This window comes from Pseudomonas sp. SJZ078 (assembly GCF_007828255.1).
In the GTDB taxonomy this organism is placed as follows: domain Bacteria; phylum Pseudomonadota; class Gammaproteobacteria; order Pseudomonadales; family Pseudomonadaceae; genus Aquipseudomonas.
Genome location: NZ_VIUG01000003.1, coordinates 105,037 through 123,475, shown reverse-complemented (window position 1 = coordinate 123,475; position 18,439 = coordinate 105,037). Strand labels below are relative to the sequence as shown.

At 58.4% G+C, this 18,439-nt stretch carries 23 protein-coding genes; all 23 read right to left on the bottom strand.

Annotated features, from left to right (window positions below; translation table 11 throughout):
- The 23 genes from FBY02_RS04275 to FBY02_RS04165 all read right to left on the bottom strand — a co-directional run bounded on the left by FBY02_RS04275 (position 1) and on the right by FBY02_RS04165 (position 18,432).
- Positions 1–1,152 carry a carboxypeptidase family protein gene (locus tag FBY02_RS04275; RefSeq protein ID WP_144923822.1) on the bottom strand — a complete coding sequence of 384 codons (1,152 nt, stop codon included), beginning with the start codon at positions 1,150–1,152 and terminating at the stop codon, positions 1–3.
- Positions 1,153–1,700: 548 nt separating this feature from the next.
- Positions 1,701–2,069: a DUF1353 domain-containing protein gene (locus FBY02_RS04270; protein ID WP_144923819.1), complete on the bottom strand. Its 369-nt coding sequence runs from the start codon at positions 2,067–2,069 to the stop codon at positions 1,701–1,703.
- A complete protein-coding gene (locus tag FBY02_RS04265; RefSeq protein WP_256662470.1) occupies positions 2,066–2,743 on the bottom strand; it encodes a DUF4376 domain-containing protein in 678 nt (225 codons plus the stop codon). Before FBY02_RS04265 ends, FBY02_RS04270 begins: the two co-directional genes overlap by 4 nt.
- Complete coding sequence (locus FBY02_RS04260; RefSeq protein ID WP_144923817.1) at positions 2,740–3,699, bottom strand: pyocin knob domain-containing protein; 960 nt, start codon at positions 3,697–3,699, stop codon at positions 2,740–2,742. The genes FBY02_RS04265 and FBY02_RS04260 overlap by 4 nt, the downstream gene beginning before the upstream one ends.
- A gap of 113 nt (positions 3,700–3,812) precedes the next feature.
- Entirely contained in the window at positions 3,813–4,388 is a 576-nt protein-coding gene (locus FBY02_RS04255; protein ID WP_144923814.1) for a YmfQ family protein, read from the bottom strand.
- A complete protein-coding gene (locus FBY02_RS04250) occupies positions 4,385–5,455 on the bottom strand; it encodes a baseplate J/gp47 family protein (RefSeq protein WP_144923811.1) in 1,071 nt (356 codons plus the stop codon). Before FBY02_RS04250 ends, FBY02_RS04255 begins: the two co-directional genes overlap by 4 nt.
- Positions 5,455–5,805, bottom strand: coding sequence for a phage GP46 family protein (locus FBY02_RS04245; RefSeq protein ID WP_144923808.1), 351 nt, complete (start codon positions 5,803–5,805; stop codon positions 5,455–5,457). The genes FBY02_RS04250 and FBY02_RS04245 overlap by 1 nt, the downstream gene beginning before the upstream one ends.
- Positions 5,806–5,871: 66 nt before the next feature.
- On the bottom strand, positions 5,872–6,408 hold the full coding sequence (locus tag FBY02_RS04240) for a phage baseplate assembly protein V (RefSeq protein ID WP_256662475.1): 537 nt from the start codon (positions 6,406–6,408) through the stop codon (positions 5,872–5,874).
- Positions 6,409–6,428: 20 nt separating this feature from the next.
- Positions 6,429–7,541, bottom strand: a complete 1,113-nt coding sequence (locus FBY02_RS04235; RefSeq protein WP_144923804.1) for a phage baseplate assembly protein — start codon at positions 7,539–7,541, stop codon at positions 6,429–6,431.
- Complete coding sequence (locus tag FBY02_RS04230) at positions 7,531–8,859, bottom strand: DNA circularization protein (RefSeq protein WP_144923801.1); 1,329 nt, start codon at positions 8,857–8,859, stop codon at positions 7,531–7,533. The genes FBY02_RS04235 and FBY02_RS04230 overlap by 11 nt, the downstream gene beginning before the upstream one ends.
- Positions 8,856–11,075: a phage tail tape measure protein gene (locus FBY02_RS04225; RefSeq protein WP_144923798.1), complete on the bottom strand. Its 2,220-nt coding sequence runs from the start codon at positions 11,073–11,075 to the stop codon at positions 8,856–8,858. The genes FBY02_RS04230 and FBY02_RS04225 overlap by 4 nt, the downstream gene beginning before the upstream one ends.
- 58 nt (positions 11,076–11,133) lie before the next feature.
- On the bottom strand, positions 11,134–11,397 hold the full coding sequence (locus FBY02_RS04220) for a hypothetical protein (protein ID WP_144923795.1): 264 nt from the start codon (positions 11,395–11,397) through the stop codon (positions 11,134–11,136).
- Between the two features lie 106 nt (positions 11,398–11,503).
- Positions 11,504–11,890 (bottom strand): hypothetical protein, encoded by a 387-nt coding sequence (locus FBY02_RS04215; protein WP_144923792.1) that lies wholly within the window; start codon positions 11,888–11,890, stop codon positions 11,504–11,506.
- A 6-nt stretch (positions 11,891–11,896) separates the two neighbouring features.
- Entirely contained in the window at positions 11,897–12,271 is a 375-nt protein-coding gene (locus FBY02_RS04210) for a hypothetical protein (RefSeq protein ID WP_055134840.1), read from the bottom strand.
- Positions 12,272–12,285: 14 nt separating this feature from the next.
- Positions 12,286–13,383, bottom strand: a complete 1,098-nt coding sequence (locus FBY02_RS04205; RefSeq protein ID WP_144923790.1) for a phage tail sheath C-terminal domain-containing protein — start codon at positions 13,381–13,383, stop codon at positions 12,286–12,288.
- Positions 13,383–13,601 carry a hypothetical protein gene (locus FBY02_RS04200; RefSeq protein ID WP_178115350.1) on the bottom strand — a complete coding sequence of 73 codons (219 nt, stop codon included), beginning with the start codon at positions 13,599–13,601 and terminating at the stop codon, positions 13,383–13,385. Before FBY02_RS04200 ends, FBY02_RS04205 begins: the two co-directional genes overlap by 1 nt.
- A complete protein-coding gene (locus FBY02_RS04195) occupies positions 13,601–14,170 on the bottom strand; it encodes a phage protein Gp37 (protein ID WP_144923787.1) in 570 nt (189 codons plus the stop codon). The genes FBY02_RS04200 and FBY02_RS04195 overlap by 1 nt, the downstream gene beginning before the upstream one ends.
- On the bottom strand, positions 14,170–14,661 hold the full coding sequence (locus FBY02_RS04190) for a phage protein Gp36 family protein (RefSeq protein WP_144923784.1): 492 nt from the start codon (positions 14,659–14,661) through the stop codon (positions 14,170–14,172). The genes FBY02_RS04195 and FBY02_RS04190 overlap by 1 nt, the downstream gene beginning before the upstream one ends.
- Entirely contained in the window at positions 14,658–15,290 is a 633-nt protein-coding gene (locus tag FBY02_RS04185; protein WP_144923781.1) for an HI1506-related protein, read from the bottom strand. The genes FBY02_RS04190 and FBY02_RS04185 overlap by 4 nt, the downstream gene beginning before the upstream one ends.
- Before the next feature lie 3 nt (positions 15,291–15,293).
- Complete coding sequence (locus FBY02_RS04180) at positions 15,294–16,202, bottom strand: Mu-like prophage major head subunit gpT family protein (RefSeq protein ID WP_144923779.1); 909 nt, start codon at positions 16,200–16,202, stop codon at positions 15,294–15,296.
- 25 nt (positions 16,203–16,227) lie between these two features.
- Positions 16,228–16,578 carry a hypothetical protein gene (locus FBY02_RS04175; protein WP_256662469.1) on the bottom strand — a complete coding sequence of 117 codons (351 nt, stop codon included), beginning with the start codon at positions 16,576–16,578 and terminating at the stop codon, positions 16,228–16,230.
- A 47-nt stretch (positions 16,579–16,625) separates the two neighbouring features.
- Positions 16,626–17,612, bottom strand: a complete 987-nt coding sequence (locus FBY02_RS04170) for a phage protease (RefSeq protein WP_144923774.1) — start codon at positions 17,610–17,612, stop codon at positions 16,626–16,628.
- A 244-nt stretch (positions 17,613–17,856) separates the two neighbouring features.
- Positions 17,857–18,432, bottom strand: a complete 576-nt coding sequence (locus FBY02_RS04165) for a phage virion morphogenesis protein (protein WP_144923771.1) — start codon at positions 18,430–18,432, stop codon at positions 17,857–17,859.
- Positions 18,433–18,439: the final 7 nt, after the last annotated feature.

Here is an 18,439-nt window from a genome sequence, read left to right as displayed (position 1 = left end):
TCAGCGCAACTCCTCGACCATATCCGCCACCGTGCTCAGCACATCCTTGCCCAGTTGCATCGAGCGCTTGCCGGACCATCCGGTCTGCGGGTTCGGGTGGTCGTCGTGGTCCTTGAAGGGCATTTCCAGGGTCAGGGAGAGGCAGTCGTATTTCTGGCCGACCGCGTTGCAGGCCAAGGTCATGTTCGCCTGGCCCGGCTCATCGCGGGTGTAGCCATGGGTGGTCTGGAAGTCCTTGGTCTGATGCTTGAGGTGGCTGCGAAAGCGTTCCTCAAGCTTGGCAATGCGCGGAGTGTAGCCAGGGTTGCCTTCGCTGCCGGCGGTGAAAACGTGGGGGATGGTCTCGTCGCCGTGGATGTCGAGGAACAGATCGACGCCGTACTTTTCCATTTGCTGCTGTACGAAGAATACTTCGGGGCTGATCTCCGGGCTGGCGTCCTGCCAGGCGCGGTTGAGGTCCTGGCCCATGGCGTTGGTACGCAGATGCCCATGGAACGCGCCATCCGGGTTCATGTTCGGCACCAGGTAGAGATCGGCCTTGGCCAGCAACCGGTTCAGCTGGGCGTCGTCCTGATCCTGCAGGCGGTCGATCACGCCCTCCATGAACCATTCGGCCATGTGCTCGCCAGGGTGCTGCTGGGCGATGATCCAGACCTTGCGCCGGCCTTCGGCACCGCTGCCCTTGCGCAGCAACTGGATATCACGTCCCTCGACGCTTTTACCGATGGCCAGCAGCTCGGTGCCGGCCTTGTGCTGGGCCTGCTCGATCAGCCAGTCATGGCGCCCACGGCTGTAGGGCTCGAAATAGGCGAACCAGGCGTGGGGCTGTTCGGCTTCCAGGTAAAAACGCAGGGAATCGCCTTCGAATTGAGTAGGAACACGGAACCAGTTGACGTGATCGTAGGACGCTACGGCTTGGTAACCCGGCCACCCTTTGCTGTAGGTCGATTGACTGGCGTTGAGCAGGCGGAAGGAATATTCATGGCCCACATGCAGGCCGCTGGCCTTGAAGTGGAACCACTGGAAGTGGGCGCTGCGGGTGTCGGGGCGGATTTTCAGCAGCGATTGCAATGGATTGCTGATGTCCACGACCTGGATGTTGCCGCTGTCGAAATTGGCGCTGATATCAAAAGACGATTTAGCCACGGTCACGATTCCTTTGAGAGGAGTTCCATGGCCGTTACTTTACACGCAAGGAAGGGGAAATTGAGACGATTTGCGTCATGAGACCGGGGGCGTCCTCCCTGGACGCAGAAGCAGCTTAGAGAGTCCGCAGCTGATTCTCAAGTGCTGGCTGTCGTTAGTTTCTGCCGGTGTGGCGGGGGCTTTGGTAAATGGATCATCACCGTCATCATCGAATCGGTAGCGCCCGTCAAAGACCTCACCAAGCCGAAGCCATAAACCGGAAAATCGGCAAAAAAAGACCCGGCAAGGAGCCGGGTCAAAAACCGTGATTAGCCTGATGAGGAGATACTCCAGAAGTCCGACCTAAGGCCTTCTGGACTATCGACTGATCTCGCGATCAGTTGATGCAATAATAATCATTATCATTTGCAAGTCAAATGTTTTTATTGCCCGTATTGGAAAAATATTTCCTGACATCTTGTAAGCGCGCGCGCCGTTTGGCACCGTCACGCGGAGCATTTGGCACCGGTTGAATTTCAACTGAACACCGTGAACGGGTCTAACAGCCGCAGACCCTAGCCCTGATAGTGTCTGCGGCCTCCCAAGCGCACACCCGCCCAGAACAACGCAGCTCGCCATTTGGCGACGCCTTCAGCACGCAAGGCGCGATACAGGACCTGATCACACTGCGCCCGAGGATACGTCGCTTGGACGTATAGCCAATCGTGGACCGTTGAAGCGTAGTTTCCATACCCCGCCACGAGGGCATACAGCACGAAGAGGAAAACGTTGTGCAGAGCTTTCACGCTTGCGAAATCGGTGACAAAACCACCAGGGACTGTGATGGCACCCAGTTCATCGTCGACGTAGGTAAGATTGTCCAGGAGCACCCGATTCCACTTCCCAAGCTGCTCAGTCTTCAGCGTGTTCTGAAACCGGCTCATTGGGGCCACCCTTCGTCCAGCATCTCGATATTGAACTGGCCGGCCGCGAGCAGCGCCAGTAACTCGCTCTCGCGGTCGAAACACGCCTGGACGTGCGTTCGCACTGAGGTCGATATCTTGATCAAGTCCGCCGCGTTCAGCCTCACCGGGCCGCTGAGAGTCTTCCAGATACACACATAGGCGGGATCAAGCATTGCCGATACGGTTGCGCCAGTAATAAGCGCCTGACTGTCCCGGCCGGTATCAATCTGCGTCCCATCGACAGTAATGCCCTTCGTTTCTTCATCGTATCGACGTGCAGTGATCTGACCTGCCCATTGCTGGTATACCGGCAGCGCTGCGCTCACGACCAACGGCAAGCCATTTGAGTCAGGAATGACCCTATTTCCCTGTGTAATAGCCAACTGAAGCGACTCGTACTGCTCGCTGGTTATCTCAACCAGATCGGCCTCGGCTATGAGGGAGCAGTCAGGATTTGATTGCTCCAGCATTGGCGCGACAGCAGCCAGGTCCGGGACCTCGATGGACGGCGCAGGATCTGTCCCCGTCCATTCGGGATCTGGAACAAGAATCGTCGGGCGTACCCACGAAGGATCAGCAACCATGATCGTGCGTTGGCCGTGCAGAGCGGTGCAGTAAAAGCCGCCATCCTTCCCGAAGTAATGCTGATTCATTTTCCTTTTGCCCTCCAATAGACAGAGTTGGTCGTGTTGTTACCGCTGACCTTGAGCGTGAATCCTTGCCGCGTTGGGCTGAGCATATTTATGGTGTCCGTACCGGACGAGCCGGTATCGTTTGCAAAAGTCAGTTGACCATTCAAAAAAGCTTCCGGAAACACCATTGGGAACGTGACTGCAAGCGTTGCGTTGTCTGCAACACTTGCCACATACCCCCACTGCTCAATTTCTCCGGTAATCGGATCTTTGGTCCACCCGTTGACCTGCATGGATGCAGTGCGCGCAGGAGGCAAGCTGGCGACCGTTACAAACTTGTCCCACGCTGACCAGACGCCGGAGTAGCGAGACCTGACCCACATCCCGCCCCCACCCGAATAAGGAATGAGCAGTTGCGTGAGCTGGGATCCGCCATATTCAAATACCAAGGCGTAATAGAACTCGGAAACCCCAGTGCCATTGGGATTCGTGCCATTTACCAGAATTTCGGAACAGCCAGGCGTGGTCAGGGTGTTCAAGTCGGTCCCCGACGCTCCTATTGGGGAACTGGTGCGGGCACGCCAGCCAAGAGTCCGTATCAGCTCAGGAACATCGGTAATGCCATACCCTGCCAAAGATGTGGCCTTGTCGGCCTTACCGGCGAGCCCGTTGATGACAGTCGTCGCAAAGTTGGGATCGTTACCCAGCGCATTTGCCAGTTCATAAACAGTGTTGAGCGCTGCGGGTGATGAGCCAACCAGCGCCGCTATCGCCTGTTGAATAGCCGTCGATGTTTCCGTTTTTGTGAACGCGTCGGTGATACCAAAGCCCGCTACCGTAGTTGGCTTAGCGCCCAACTTCGCCCAGGTGATGCCCGCAACGAGCATCGCTTGGATGGCCTTAAATACCTGAGAATCGTCCGTTGGACTGATTGTCAGCCCGGCTCCGACCACCAAATTCACCAACTCACGCTGCACGCTGTTCAACCATTCAACGGTGATTAACGTTGACGGGATGCCCGTGCCCGGTTGACCCCGAGTGAACTCCTTGGACCCGTTCGCAGTAGAGGTACTATCCCCAACTCTTTGCATCAGTTGTCTCCGTAGCCAAATAACAAGATGGACTCTGCTGGTTTTACCTGGCCGAGTCGGCACTCCAAAGGTTTGTTTCCCCAGTACGCCACCGGATCGTCGGCAGAGGTCACGCCAGCCGCGGCATAGGTGACGGTTACTTCTGGTGCGTTAACGCGCCAGGTGTAATCCCAGTCCCCACCGTTTACAGGATTGTCTGCATGGGCTTCGCCTGCTCTAGCAGGCCTGAAGGTGCTGATGGTGATGTCGTAGCCAAGGGATTTAGCGAGCGCGATGAAGAAGGGCTTGCTTTGCCCGCCCTGTGCTCCAAGCTTGCTGACGACTGCGTTCACTCGTTGCTGTGTTGATTGCTGGATGCCAACCAGGCAAGGGTCAGGCAGTGCCAGGACCCTTTCCCAGTCAACAAGACCTGCACCAGTGTCAGGAAAGATTGCGTCATAGACCTGGTCAGTGGCCTGCCCTGCCTGAGTCAAGGCAGCGGCCTCCGCTTCGATCACCGACGATAGTGTTTTGGCATTGGGATCGTAAGCTTCAAGCGGGAGCAGCAGACGCAGTTGATCGGCTAGGCGAGTCATACCATTGGCACCAGAGTTATGGTGCCCGGCCTGATCCAGCCGATTAGCGAACTGTCCAACGATGCGGCAACATTTCCCGCAGGGGACGTCACGACCCGGTCTGAGACGCCAGGCAGACTACTGACCATCGTTTCGATCTGAGAACGCCGCAGCCCTTCTTTTGGCTTCAAAGCTCCCAGCAGCGCGTCATAGGCTCTCTGAGCGGAAGCTTGCACGTCAGCCAGTTCGTAACCATCTTGCAGCTCGACTTGGGCTATCGAATCGACGGTTCTTATCGTAGGCACAAATACAAGAACGTCTGCGTAGACCGAACACAAAGACTCAACATGCGCCTGGCATCCCGCGACTACGTCAGCGGACGGCAAACCATTGCTCGCGGTGATGACGATATCGACCGTTCCTCCACCACGGCGCCTGGGTAAGACCAGCGCGTAAGCAACGCCGTCGACCTCTTTGGCCCATCGTTCATAGTCGTAATCCGCACCACCTACTGCCGGTTTCTGCATCACGTCCAGGAGGCGAGCCCGCAAGGATTCAACTGACTCCTGATCTTCACCACCTGTGGTTGCGGCGGAAAAGCTGGTCGATGCGTTCATGCCCAGCGGCGGACTGGTGAGCGTGAGCGCGCCCGTAAGGCTGTTGAGTTGTGAACCGGGGGTTTCTGCCCGGACCAGGGCCGAGACAACCCCTGCTGAACTCAGGGTCACGTCTTCGATGGCCAGGAAGACCGCGCCGGTCGCAATATGGGTTAGGCGAGAGGATGCGAACAGCGTCACACCTGGCGTTCCCGTTAGTGAGACCGGTCCCGCTGACGACACGGCACCCTTTAAATAAAGCCCACGCAATCCTGCTTCATGAATAACTTCATCGTCGTCGGCTTCGTCAGGAAAAATCTGCCTGTAGAGCCACGTAAGTTTCTGATAGTAGCCTTCAAGCGCCGCCGCAAATGACGCCGAACGCACGTAGTTATCGCTATCAGTGCCAATGTCTGCCTCGGCATTCTGATTACGAATATCGCGCAGGATATTACTGAGTATCGCGTCGTAAGTCGGAACGGTGAATGCCATCAGATGACCCTTACAGGATGCTGAAAAACTTGCTCGACGCCCGCGCTGTCGACCACTGTCACTAACAGAAGTAGCCAGCCGTTGTGCGGCTGTTCAACGTCGACCGAAACGGACGCGGCTCGCCCATCATCAATCAGCGGCTGTAGAGCCTCTGTTGCGTATTGCTTGGCGAGAACGCCGACTCTGGACAAGTCCTTGGAGCGGCGTAGCAGGTAGAGGCGCGAGCCCAAAGTGGGATCGGCCCACCAGGAGCCAAGTGGCACGGTGAGCCGGAGATAAATGGCGTTGGAAAGCGTTTTGATACGCTTGCCGGTTAAGTCGCCTGAGATTGGGTCTATGCCTGCGTCCATGCGAGCATGATGAGGGAGTGGTGTCAGGGCTGGATTAAGCTTTCTTATAAGAGTTAGAAATCCTTATTACATGCTGATTGTGTCGACTGAATTGGGGGCGATGCTGCCCTGAGCGAGGATATTACCGCCAGCCCCGATGCTGCCGTTGGTCACGATGTTACCTTTCACTGCCAGTCCCTTTTCAATCGTTACGGTGCCGCTCGTTTCTATCAGCGGCGTCTGAAACGAGACCTTAGTGGTGGCCGTCACGATCAGCGTGTCCGTCTCTACTTCGATCACCCTACCGCGCTTGAGATGCACCTTGTCACCCTCGTCGGTGTACAGAGCGACTTCCCCGTTATTCAGCGTCAGCCGATATCGACCGTCCTCACTGGCAACGACCACAGCATGCTGACTACTACCACCGACCGGGATGCAGATGTATTCAGCACCAGCCAGCGGGGATGAAGTAAACCCGTAATGCTGAAATAGCTCTCCCGCCACGGTCTCACCGGCCAGGCCTTGCATCTGCACCCCGATCAGCTTGCCCTGAGTTGAGGCGCTGGCCACGGCTCGAAACGCCTGGCGTACGCTACTGCGCTCGCGGGCAGCCTGCTCCCGCATCATCCGTCCTAATGTTCTCACTAAAGCCCCTTAAGCATTTCGATGAATGCAGCGTCCGGGTTGCTCTTCCCTTTGTGCTTTTTCAGTTTGGCACCGTCGAGCACCCACATTTTGTCTTCCCGCAGGCGTAGTTCAGTGATCGCGCCCTGGCTTCGTGTGAGCCGTAGAGTGCGAGCCATCAAGAAGTAAGTCCCGTCCAGCCCATGAGGCTCGCTCTTCACCCGCACGCGCTGACCTGGTGCCCACACGGCGCCATTGCCACAGCGATGGCCCTTGACTATCGCCCGCATTTCGAATCCTTCCAACCGACTGTCAGCGAGCAATTTGCGGGCGCGAGTTGTGGCCATGTCCTGGTTCTCGGTGCTGCTGTCGATCACCACCTTAGGCCGAAAAATCCCCCGCTTGGCCAAGGTCTCGTCCTGGATCACTGACCGCAGGTGCGAACGAGTGGTGTCCAAACCGTCATTGTCATATTGCCCGTGCTGGCCGAGTAGCGTGATCTGGCTGTACCGGTTGGCAATGGACCGACGAACGCCAAGGCGCTCCACATTGTTACCCTGACCGTTGCGGTTCAAGATCAGTTGAGCCACTGGCGGGGCCTCATAGTTCGGCCCCCCAACGACCAGCGTGCCGTCAGGCTCAAACCAAGGCCAAAGGCCGTTGGCCTCAGCGACCTGCATCAACGCCTCCCAAGCGGACTGCCCCGGCTCGATCTGTACACGGCGCCGCGACTTGGCGGCATCTGTCTGGATGCTTACCTTGCTGATTCCCAGCGGCTTCACCACCAGGTTGATGACCTCAATCAGCGACGCTTCCCGCATCGAAACGAACGGACATGAGCAATCGACCAGAGCAGCAGCTCCATCACGACCATTGATGCGGATCGCGACGCCCTGGCGGTTCACGTCGTGCTCGAATTCGTCGATCTGGCCGGTCAATACCCTGTCACGACCAAGGTTGAGCGTGCAGCTCGCTCCCTCGACCAGGACGGATGGCAAAGTGGCCGTGTCCTTGATGTAAAGCTCCAATTCAAAGGCATCGGATGGGGTGAGCAAGTCCGACTCTACGGACCAGCCGTCCCACGTCGCATGGGTGAGTCCGCCGATGCTCAGGGTAATAGCGTCACTTTGCATAGGCACGAAGCACCTCACCTGGCTGAATGTCGTAAGGAGCGCTCAGGCTCGGATTCAGTCGCGCAAGCTCAATGGCCCGCGAATGGTCGCCGTACCAGCGGTGAGCCAGCAGCCGCAAGTTCGCGGCTGACTCAACGGCACGCTCGATCAGTGGTGGACTCAGCAAGATCACAGAGCGGGCACGAGCCTGGATCAGCGCAGCCATGGTGCGCAGAGCATCGATCACCGGCAGTGCGGCCTCCACGTCGTACAGGCGCCTATGCAGCAGAATGGTCGACTCCAGGAGCGACCTGGACAGGTTGACTAGCGATTCCAAATCGTCCGGACTGAGGGTCTGCGTGGTCGCTTCGTCCTCAATGATGGCTGCCACGGCCTGTGCGTTGGCCAGCGCCGTCTCCGTGACGATCAGAACCACCAGTGCCAAACTGGCCGCTTCTACGGGATCGGCTGGCATGCTTTCAGGGATCAGTGCCGCATCTGGCTCAGTACCCTGACGGGCACTGACGAAAAGCTCTGTGCCCGCTCTCGACGCTTCTGTTGTCAAGCTGGTGCTGCCAGGCACCGTGGATGGGACACCGCGCCGGGACAGCAACTCACGTGACGTTGACGGTGTGCTGTTCTGGATGACAGCTCGAATTTCCGTCGGGGTCCTGGCCAAGTCAACCAATGGGTCAAATGCTGCCAGGGGATTGCTAGTTGCCATACTGACCACCTGCGATACCACCCCCATGATCTGGCTGCGCAGTTGCTGCAAGCGAAGACCAATGCCAGGCAGTCCCAAGGCCTTTTCCATGAAGCCAGTCCAGCCACCACCGATCCAACTCTGAATCTCGGTAACCAGAGAGTCGACTTTGGCCAAGAGGTCAAAGACTCCGTCCTGCCAAGTAGTTTCGTCTTCGGCATAACCCGACTTGACCAGCGTCCATACCAAGTCACGATCAAAGAACGGCTCATCAGGGGAGCACTCCAGAAATTGAAGAGCCACCTCGGCGTAGTCCGGGCGCTCGGCGGTGTGCTGCACATCCAGAGTCTGGGTGACGACGGTGACACTACCGTAGATCGGATGCACCAATTCGCCTGGACCGAGCACATCAAGTGCATCAAGTAGTGCCTTCAGCTCGAACTCATAGTTCGGACCGTTGAATATGACCCGCAGAGCGAAAACTCTACCGCCGCGCCCCATATCTTCAGCCGAGTCACCTTGTTTGTATGGGGTGCCATGCTGACCAGTAAACCACTGGGCTTGTAAGTTTTCGCCCGCAACGTCGAGTGGAACACCTCGAAACGAGGCGTCTAGCAAGTTCTCTTTCCAGCTCAATTTCCGCGCCTCACTTGAATGTCGGTTCGGCGCTCGACTTCGGCTTGAACCATTTCAGAATTAAGCCGCAACTCCAGAACCAGCGGCTTATCAATTAGGGATCGCAACCGCTGTTCGGCCATATTGTCAGCGCCCTGTTGAAGCGGGCCGATACCCGCCTGGGTCAGACGGCTGGCCGCGTTTTGCGCCCAACTGACGGCTCCAGCCGCTGAAGTGCCCGCAGCAGTAAGTCCAGTTTGTTCTCTTGTCAGTTGCTGGGCTTGACTGGAAAGCCAATCACCAGTCGCATCCGGATTGGTCTTGGCAAGTTCAATTCGGTTTTTGTAGAAGGAAGTTTTATAAGCCTTCTGACCGGGGTCATCCAATTTGGAATTTTGCGCGGCTTGCAATCGACCTTCGTCTGTATTCTCCGTTGAGCCGCTTGTTAGCGCAGCAATGGCAGCCAAACTTATTACCCCCAACGACGCAGCCGGAATAGCCTTTGTCGACTTGCCATTAAGGTCCGGTATCGATGGAGTGATCCCACCCGACGGCCAGTTAGTAACGAATACCGAAGTCACACCTGTTGATTCCTCCAGGACTTTACCGACAGCGATATTCTTTAGTGTTTCAGGGCCGCCCATGAACTTATTAATAAGTGCGCCCGCACCTGATTTGACGCCACGACCGGCATAATAACCACCAACACCAGCCACAGCACTACCAGTCAATAGTTGCTCACCCGATAGATTCAAGTCATCGAGCAAGTAACTTCCGAAGTCTGCAAAGCCTTTGTTAAGTGGCTTTGCCATGCGATCAATAGCCTCGCCCAAGGTCGCTTTCATTCGAGCACCAGCGCCGGTGGCACTTTCAACGTTGTCCTTTAGGTCGCTCTCGAAAATTGGCTTAGCGTTTTGAATCTCGCCTGATTGCTGTTTGAATGTATCGAGTTTATTGCCGCCGAGCATAATGCGCATACCACGGATGGTGTCCTGGTCCATGCCTTTGAACACGGTCCCCATGAACTTGCCGCGCTCTTCGTCGGTTTTCATCCCGTCGTATTTGCGTTTCAAATCCGCAAATACTTGCTCCGGGTTGCGCGATGCACCTTTCGAGTCAAAGAACTTTACGCCGGACGCTTTCGTGACCTGGTCACGATAAGTTTTGTTGCTGAACACGCGCAGAGTCGACTCAGCGAGCGTGCCTAATCGTTCCGGTTGCATCTCAACGGTTGATAGTGTTTCGGTAAATGCCAGGGCCTGTGCCAGCGACATGCCCGCAGCCTGTGCTGCACCACCGATTTTCGGGAACAGGTCGGCTAGGTTCTCCAGCTCGGCGTTACCCTGGCGACCGGCCACCGTCATCTTTTGCAGCAGATCGAGCGCGACACCGGCCTTGTTCAAGTCCAGATTGAAGGCACTGGCACCCGCGACAACGGCTTTACCCAGTACCGCCGAGTCAGCCCCTGTGACCGCTGTCGCCTGGCCGATTGCATCGGAGGTCTCCTTGGAGGCGCCATAGTTCACGCCAGAAGCGATCAAGGTATTGAAGCCGCTATCGACGTCGGTCCGGTCGAGGCCGTACTTCTTCGCGATCCGGAAACCTTCCTGGCGCCACTCTTCGCGATCCGCGTTCGTCATGCCCGCGGTCTGCTGGGTTCGAATCAGCGAACGATCTAACCTAGCGCTTCCGGTTAGCCCTGCACCGACACCAACGCCGATGCCCAAGCCGGTCAACTTACCCTGTGCGCTCTGGCCAAAGCCCTTCAACCGGTTGAACTCTTCACGCACACCAGCAGCCAGTCGCTTAAGCAGGCGCAGATTGCCGCCGCCTGATTGAGCGAGGCGCCGCATGCTGACTTCCGTCTTATCCACCGACTGGCGGAGCTGGTCCGCGCCTTCTTTGGCGGCCTTGGCCAATTCGGTTTTGGTCTCCCGCGCTGCCTGGCGTCCTGCTTGGCCCATGGCCTTAAGATCCGCACTGGTCTGAGTGACACCCTGCCGGAACACACCCTGTCCCTGCGCCGTCTCCCGCATCGCCTGACGCACGATCTTGTAGCTCGTTGCGCCCGTTTGGGCGGACTTATTGAGGGCAGCCCCGGTCCTGTTCGCCTCATCTCCCAGCGCTTTGGCGCCGTCCCTAGCGGCTTTCTTCAAGCCCTGCTCAAGCGCCTGAACTTCGCGGCGACTGTTGCCGGAGGTCGCTTGAATCCGCAGGGCAACCCGTAAATCACTCATTGCTACGACTCCAGCAAGGTCTTACATAAAGAAGAAAGGCCCGTCTCCGGGCCTTGAATCAGTGGATGGTATGAGTCGGAGCCTTGGCCGGTTCCCATCCCAGCTTGGCGCCGCCACCGGGACTGATACTGACGATGAATCGGCCGTCACCTTCAGGCTGAAAGCCGAGACGTTTGGCAGATTCCCGTAGGTCATCCTGGAAGGCTTCCATGGGGCACCTTGCTCCGATAACCAACACCGAGGCACCGCGCCTGGCACGCAGGTTGTTCTCCACCGTTTGCAACTCGATTGCGCTCAGTGCTACGGATTGACGCTGGCTCATGATTTCTTCTTCCCCCTGGCGACATACCTGGAGGTGTTCTTCTTGCGACCCAGCAGAAGGTCAATGCGGGTATCAATCTCCGCCTGAGTCATGCTGCGAATCTCGTCTAAGCGGTAGCCGTGTCGGACAAGGGCGTGCTCGATCCGGCGCCAGGCAAGGGTGCTGCCTCGCTCGGCAGCGCGAGCTTTTTTTCCAGCGCCTCATCCGCCTCGGCAAGAATCGCCAGATCCACCTCCGCCAATTGCTCCAGGAGCAGTTCAGTGGTCAGCGATTCCGAGGGAATGTCACCCAACGACAGCAACTGACGGCGGTAAGCCTCGACTGTGATCAACTGGAGCGGGCCTTGGGGGTGAGCCTGTTGGGCGGCGACCATGTCACCGGCCACCGGCACGCGAAGCGTGAAGGTCTTATGTCGACTACCCGCAAACAGCACGCCGATACGCAGTTGGCCGGTGGTGGTCAAGCCATCCCAAGCTTTGGAAGTACTGGTCATTTTTGATTACTCCGAAGACGAATATCTGAGGGCTGAAAGGGTGAGGTCGCGGGTGGCCTCACCTTCGAGCTGGTATTTGCTGCCCATCTCGATCAGCGATACGCCGGTCCAGCTCTCTTTCTGGCCGCCGCCGTCGACTGGCTCGATGGTGATCTTGGCGTCCAGCATGGCCCGCCAGTTCGGCTCACCGGATTTCGGAATGGCCACCGACACGCGAAGGTCGTGCTCTTCCATGCCCGCAGCAGTACCGGAGGGGACGCCAGAGCGATTCATGGTCTTGACGACGGTTCGCCCGGTTTTCAGGGTGTGGTCCAGGGACTTGATCTCATAGTCCGAACCGTTGATGGTCAGGACGATCTGCCCGACGTAGTTATCCGACATGGATTGGCTCCTTGTTACAGCAGCAGGTCGATGCGACCGGCAAACACATGCAGGCCGTTCACGACATCGGTTGGAATGGCGGCGTTCAGCCGGTTGACGTCCTGTGCCGAGCGCTCGACCACCAGGGACGGGGCATTGGCTTCGACTTCCTCGACGATCTCCAAAGCCTCCAGCTTTTGCAGCACGTCGAGCAGTTCGCTGCGGACAGCGCCCGGCGTCTTTTTGGAAAGCTTGGAGCGAGGGAAGCGCAGGCGAATACGTTCGCGGCAGGCCTGGCGCACGTAGTAGAGGGTGCGAATGGTGGTGAGGTCGAGCAACGAGACATCCGTGGCTCCGGCCGCGCTCTTGGTGTACGTGGTGATCGCTCGAACAATCTGGACCAGGTCACCTGGGCCAACTTCAAGTGGAGTAACCCCGTTATTGAGGCACGCTTCCTGCTCAGTACGGCCCAGGCGACTGGCAATAGATGGCACCGCGATGCCGGTCAGTGCCAGTGTATTGAGCGGACGCGCCGGATCCTCTTCAGATGCGATCATGGCTGCATAAGCGGCCGCAACCTGGCGAGCCGTGGAGGTGGTGCCGGGCAGCAAGGCGATGGTAATGGCACCGCAGTTCAAAGCCGTCGCCAGTGCGGTGGCGGCCGCCATGGTCGAAATCACCGCCGCTACGCCGATGATCGATTGTTGCTCGACCGAGTCGGTGTAGGTGTTGATATGGGTGCGCAACGCGGTGAGCGCGGTCTGGCTGAACCAGGCGGGAACCAGGATGGTGTATCCGCCCAGCGCCGTCGCTGCCAGTGCCGCCGAGATATCGGGCTCGGTGTCGCCACTATCCGTCACGCCGACGCAGGACACAGCGGCATAGCGATAGGCCTTGATTACTGCGTCCACCATTTCTTGAGCCACTGCGCCGAACTTGGCGAGGGCTTCGGGTGCGCTGAACACTTGAGTTGGGACGTTGGGCAGTGCGGTCGCCTCAGCGCCCAGTGGGACGATCAGGCAAATGCTCTGGCGGTTGGTGGGAAGGTTTCGCACCGCCAAAGCAAGGTTGAACTCCATGTACACGCCAGGCTTGCGAATGCTGGCCGGAATGGTGTCGAGAACTACGGACATTATTTTCTCCCCTTAGTGGAGGTTTTGGCACCGCTCTTTGCGGAGGGCGTGGCCGATTCAACGACCCGCTTCAATTCGCCCGAGGCGATGCGGCGCAGGTAATAAGAGTGCTCTGGCACATCCACCGGCTCGGCTGGGTCGGGCTGGATATGGCCCGTGCCCGGATGCCCCACGACCGGCATCAGCGGCACGGGGTGTTCTGTCGCGATCACGAGCATCACAAGTCCCTCAATTCGATCTCGTCGGTTGCAACACCTTGCGGGTTGTCCGACGGGCTGTGGTAAGTCAGATCGATGCCTTCGAGCATCGGCATTTCTTCTTCTGGAATGTCCCAATCAAGCGCAACAGCGAAGCTCTGGCCCAGCACCGAGAGGTGGCTGGTTTGGAACTTGCCATTCACCAGGTTGGCGAATTCGGTCGGCGAGACCCTGGCGCCGCCTTCCTTGTGCTGCCACCCTGTTAGGAGCCGCATACAGGCCTCCCAAATCCAGTAGCTGCCAGGATCTCGGGCCACCGTGCCGCGCCGGGTTTCGCGCTCGCCACGCACCGAGGCACTGGCAATGACCAACCGAAACACCACCGCCGCCTTGTAACGCCGGGTCTGGCCTGCCTTGCTGAACACTACCCGTGGGGTGGTGATCAGCACGCTGGGGGTGAGCTTGAGCATTTCGGCCAACAGGTCCGGGTCACTCAGCTCACCGCCATAGCTGCCCAGGTTCAGCCGTGTGAGCTGCTGTTTCAGCTCCGCGAGCCGCGCCTGGATGGCGTCCTCCAGTTCGCCCAGCATCACAAACGACCCAAGGTGCTACGGCTGAACATCCGAGGCTGCTGAGTGATCAGCGGACGTGACGAACCCGACTCGGATGCGCCGCGTTTCTCGTCTTCAGTGGCCAGGCTTTGCAGACGCCTGATGATGTCCAGGTAACGCAGGCGGACTGCCGATTCGGCCCCGGCTTTTTCCCCGTACAGGTGAAAGCGGGTCAGTTCCGGCAAGTCGTCCGCCACCCAGCCCGGCGCATCCTCACCGGGCTTTCGGTAGCGGAGATAAAACTGCACCTCGCTTCGGGCGCGGGTGGCGGAATCGGCCATCCGAGCCATCGCCGCCACAGCCGCCGCAACGTCCTCGGCATCCCAACCAGCCAGCGACTCCCCCCTTACCGCTGCCTCCAGCAACTCGGGATCAATCGGCCGACTGGTGGCAGGCACGGCCAGATCGGCCATCTCCTTGGCGCCGAAGCGATTGACCAGGATCAGTGCGGTAGGCAGCGAGAGGTTCATTTATCGGCTCCCTTTCCCGAACCACGCTTGGAGCGACCAGCAGGTTTATCAGCGTCCTGCTTATCGGTCGCTACAGCTCCTGAGTCAGTACCCGACGGCGAAGTACCTGGCGCAGCCTGCGACGGGCTCTGCGACGCTTCAGCACCGCTGGAGTTGTCGAGCGTTGTATCGCTTTCATCGTTGGGCGCCTCCGGGCTGACCTGTACGGGCTTGAGGTGTTGGCTGATCAGCGACAGCAACGCGTCCCCTGCGATGCAGATCACACCTTCAGCCGTAGGGTCTGCTGGTTCCAGTGCTCGGGCTTCGGCGACGATCTGGGCTGGTGCGGCCAGTTGCTGCTCTCGGAGAACGCTCAGCAATACGCTTGCGGCGTCGTACTGGTCGTTTGCGATGTCCAGCGCGTGCTCCAAGGAAGCGATGGTTTCGCCCATCTCCCTCAGCAGCGAGCCATTCTGATCAGCGCTGCTGAACTGCTCAGCCTGCTCGATCACAACCAGTTGGCGTTCCTTGCGGAATGCATCCAACTGCTCCTCGCTGAGCTGGCCATCTTCGTACCAGGTGCCTTTGGCGCGATGCGCGATGCCACCGCGACGAAAACCGTCCGTTACCGCCTTGATGAGTACGCCCATGACTTAGGCCCCTTCGCCGGTGGAGCCGAACGCCAGTTGCCAGAAACCGTAACCACCAGCGGCACGAGCCTCGGCCCCGAACTTGAACTTCTTGCGGTTGAATACGCCGTCGGATTCAGGGTCGGTCTGCTGAACGAAATCCGGTGCCTTGCGCTCCTGGTAGATGAATGGGCGCACCGGCTTGGTGGTATCCAGGACAAACCAGGCAGTACGCGAGAGCAGACGGGGTTCAACGACCACCTCGACGACACCCTTGTATGGGTTCTCTTCACCGTTTCCGAATTTCTCGGAGCTCACCAGTCTGCGAGCGGTATCTCGCAACGCTGGAGGCACCAACAGTACGTTGGGCAGGACATTGATCGGGCGACCATCTTCGTCCTTGACCTCCTGCATGGCAGTCAAAGCGGCGCCCAGGCTTGCTTCAGCAGCATCCAGCGAGGCTGCGGACAATGGCATCGTGCCCTTATTGCTGACGCTGCTACCCGCGACAGGATGATCAGTGTCGAAGAAATACTGGCCGTCGTAGCATGGGGTAATGAACGACTTGTTCACCAGTTCATAGACGATTTCGTCGGGTAGTTGCTTTGCGGAATGGCCAGCCATCTGCGCTTGCGGCTGGTAGATCCCCAACTGATCGTCTTCGATATGGTTGCGGTCCACCTCGACGGTCGCTTCGAAATCTTCGTTTTCGACCGAATAGGTGTAGGCCTTCAGGTTCTTGATGTGTTTCTCGCCGACCCAGCGGCGCATCTTCGGAAACGCCGACAGCCAGGCATAAAGGTTGCTGCCCGTACTCGACGGCACCTTCATTGCAATCTTGTCCCAGGTGCTTGGCGCAGCCGCGAAGGCATTGTTGAACAGGGTTTTCAGGGCGACGAACGCCGCCTGGATGGAAGCTTTATTAACCAGCATGCGCGATGCGCTCCTATATAGAGGGTTACTCGACCCAGACGCCGTCCGAGTCAATGCCTACAATCAGCCCCGAAGCCGAACGCGTTCCGCCGCCGTCAGTGGCACTGACAGTTGCGTCGTCGACGATGTAGGCGGTTTTGAACATCTGGGCCTGGGTGACGGTCCCGTCATTGGCCCACTTAAACGCGCTGCCTCGACTGATGAGGACTGTCTTGGCACCGTCAGCGCCCATGGAGTTGTCTACCGACTCTTCGGCGCGGCCGGCGTACTTCAGGCCGGTCGCGGTTTTGCCGGGGATCGCGAAGCCGGTTGCCGACACCGCCATCTGCGCTCCAGCGAAGATGCGCACTCCGGCACCAACGGCGATGGCGAGCATTTGGGTTTGCTGTCTTGGGGTATTGCGGTCAGCGGTCAAAGCCACGATCAGCCCTCACTCTTCAAGGATTTTGCGAACTCCACCGGATCAAGGCCTAACTGTTTGCAGACAGCTTGCTGCTCAGCATTCAGCGCAGTCGCGGTGGCTTCGGGTTGGCGATTGCCCAGGTTGGTCGGATCAGCCACCGATGGAGCGGCCTTCACGAACTCGCGAAAGCGATCCAGACCGGCCTGCTCAGAACAAGCCGCACGGTGATACTCGGCGGTCGCCGGGGTGATCTTCCCGGCAATGAGAGCAGCCTGAATTTCCGTTTCCACGACCTTTTCGTGACCTGCCTTTTGGTGGTCGGCCAGCGCCTTTTCAGCATTGGTCGCACGGTTGACCGCCAAGTCGTAGTCCGCACGCGGCATGAAGCGTGTGATATCCGCCTTCTCACTGTTTGCGGCCTGAGCGGTTTGTTTCAGATCAGCAGTGGCTGCAATGACCTGGTCTTCGGTGGCGGACTCGGGCAGGCCGAGCAGTGCCAACAGCGCAGCAGAGAATTTCACGTAGGTGAACTCCGTTAGTTGGCCCTCTTGATTGAGGGCGGTCAGGGTGAAGTTGGGTTTATTGGTCAGTCCTGCGCTGACCAAACGGACGATTTGTCCGGTGGCCTCGACGTAGTCAAAGACCGGGGAAAGGAAGCGGTATTGACGAGTGGCGACTTGAGCGTTGCCCTCCTGCGTCCAATCCACTTGGCCCCATAGCGCGCCGTCGCGGATCTCCAGTTGCTTGATCCAACCACTGGCAGGAGCCGGTTCGCCCTTTGGGGCGCGGTGTTGAGTTGCGTGCTCCCAATCAATGGGAAGATCGATGCCGCGCCCTACAAACGAGGACAGCACAAACTGCTGGGCATCGGTATCGAACAGCCAATCACGACCGTCGCGACCGGAGACGGTCGGGCCTGCCGGGATAAGTTCAACCCATTGCGGAGCCTGACCGTCAGTTACGGGCAGTACGGAAAGATCAGTATTGAGTGCGAGTAATGTCTTCATGCCGCTAGTGTCAGCGGCGACCCGTGGAGGGTGAGTTTAAGGTCGGCTTAAGGTGTCAGTGTCTGACGGAAACCGATTGGGGATTAGTGCGGGGGCGGCCATTCTATACCGCATTTCATAAACTTCGCTCGAACCATCAACCCCGAATGGTGCTGAGAGCAAATCTAACGCTCGTCTAACGCTACGCACGGACAACAGCCGCCCCGGTTGTACCGTAGAAGGCCCTCAAACGCCTCCTGAGCGCTTAGATTTGATCGGCCTCAAATGACCCCGCCAGGTAGTTCCCGACGATCTCAGCCACTTCCAGTTCGTCTTCGGCGGACAATCCAAGGTAGGGACGTGCTGGCATCTCGGTTGATCGCGCACCATGCGTGACCCACTGGGCAAAGTTGGATGCGCTCTTCTTCACGAAGCGATTGCCGACGCCGTCCTTGCCCGCCTTGAAGTAAACCTGCTGGGATCGGGCGGCGTGATGGATGGCTCCGCCGAACTGGTGGATGGCGCCATAGGGGCGGTCGGTGCCAAAGTCCAACTCGTTGTTGGATACCTGGTGCCGGAACGAGTCCTGCAACATCCCGCTTTCGCGCAGGATCTTTTCCTTGTTGCGCTTCTTTCGGGCCAGTGTCGACGGTGACAGTGGCGCCCAGGGCGAGCCGTCCGGCCCGACCTTGCGCCGAAACCTGTCATCGGTGGAAAGGTGCAGATATTCGGCAATGTCATTGAGTGGGGTGGTGACATCGCCCAGGCGCTCGATCAGCTCCAGCAGCGCCTTGCTCGCCTGGTCGGTCGTGGTGGTGACGGTTAGGATTGAACCTGCCATGGACGCC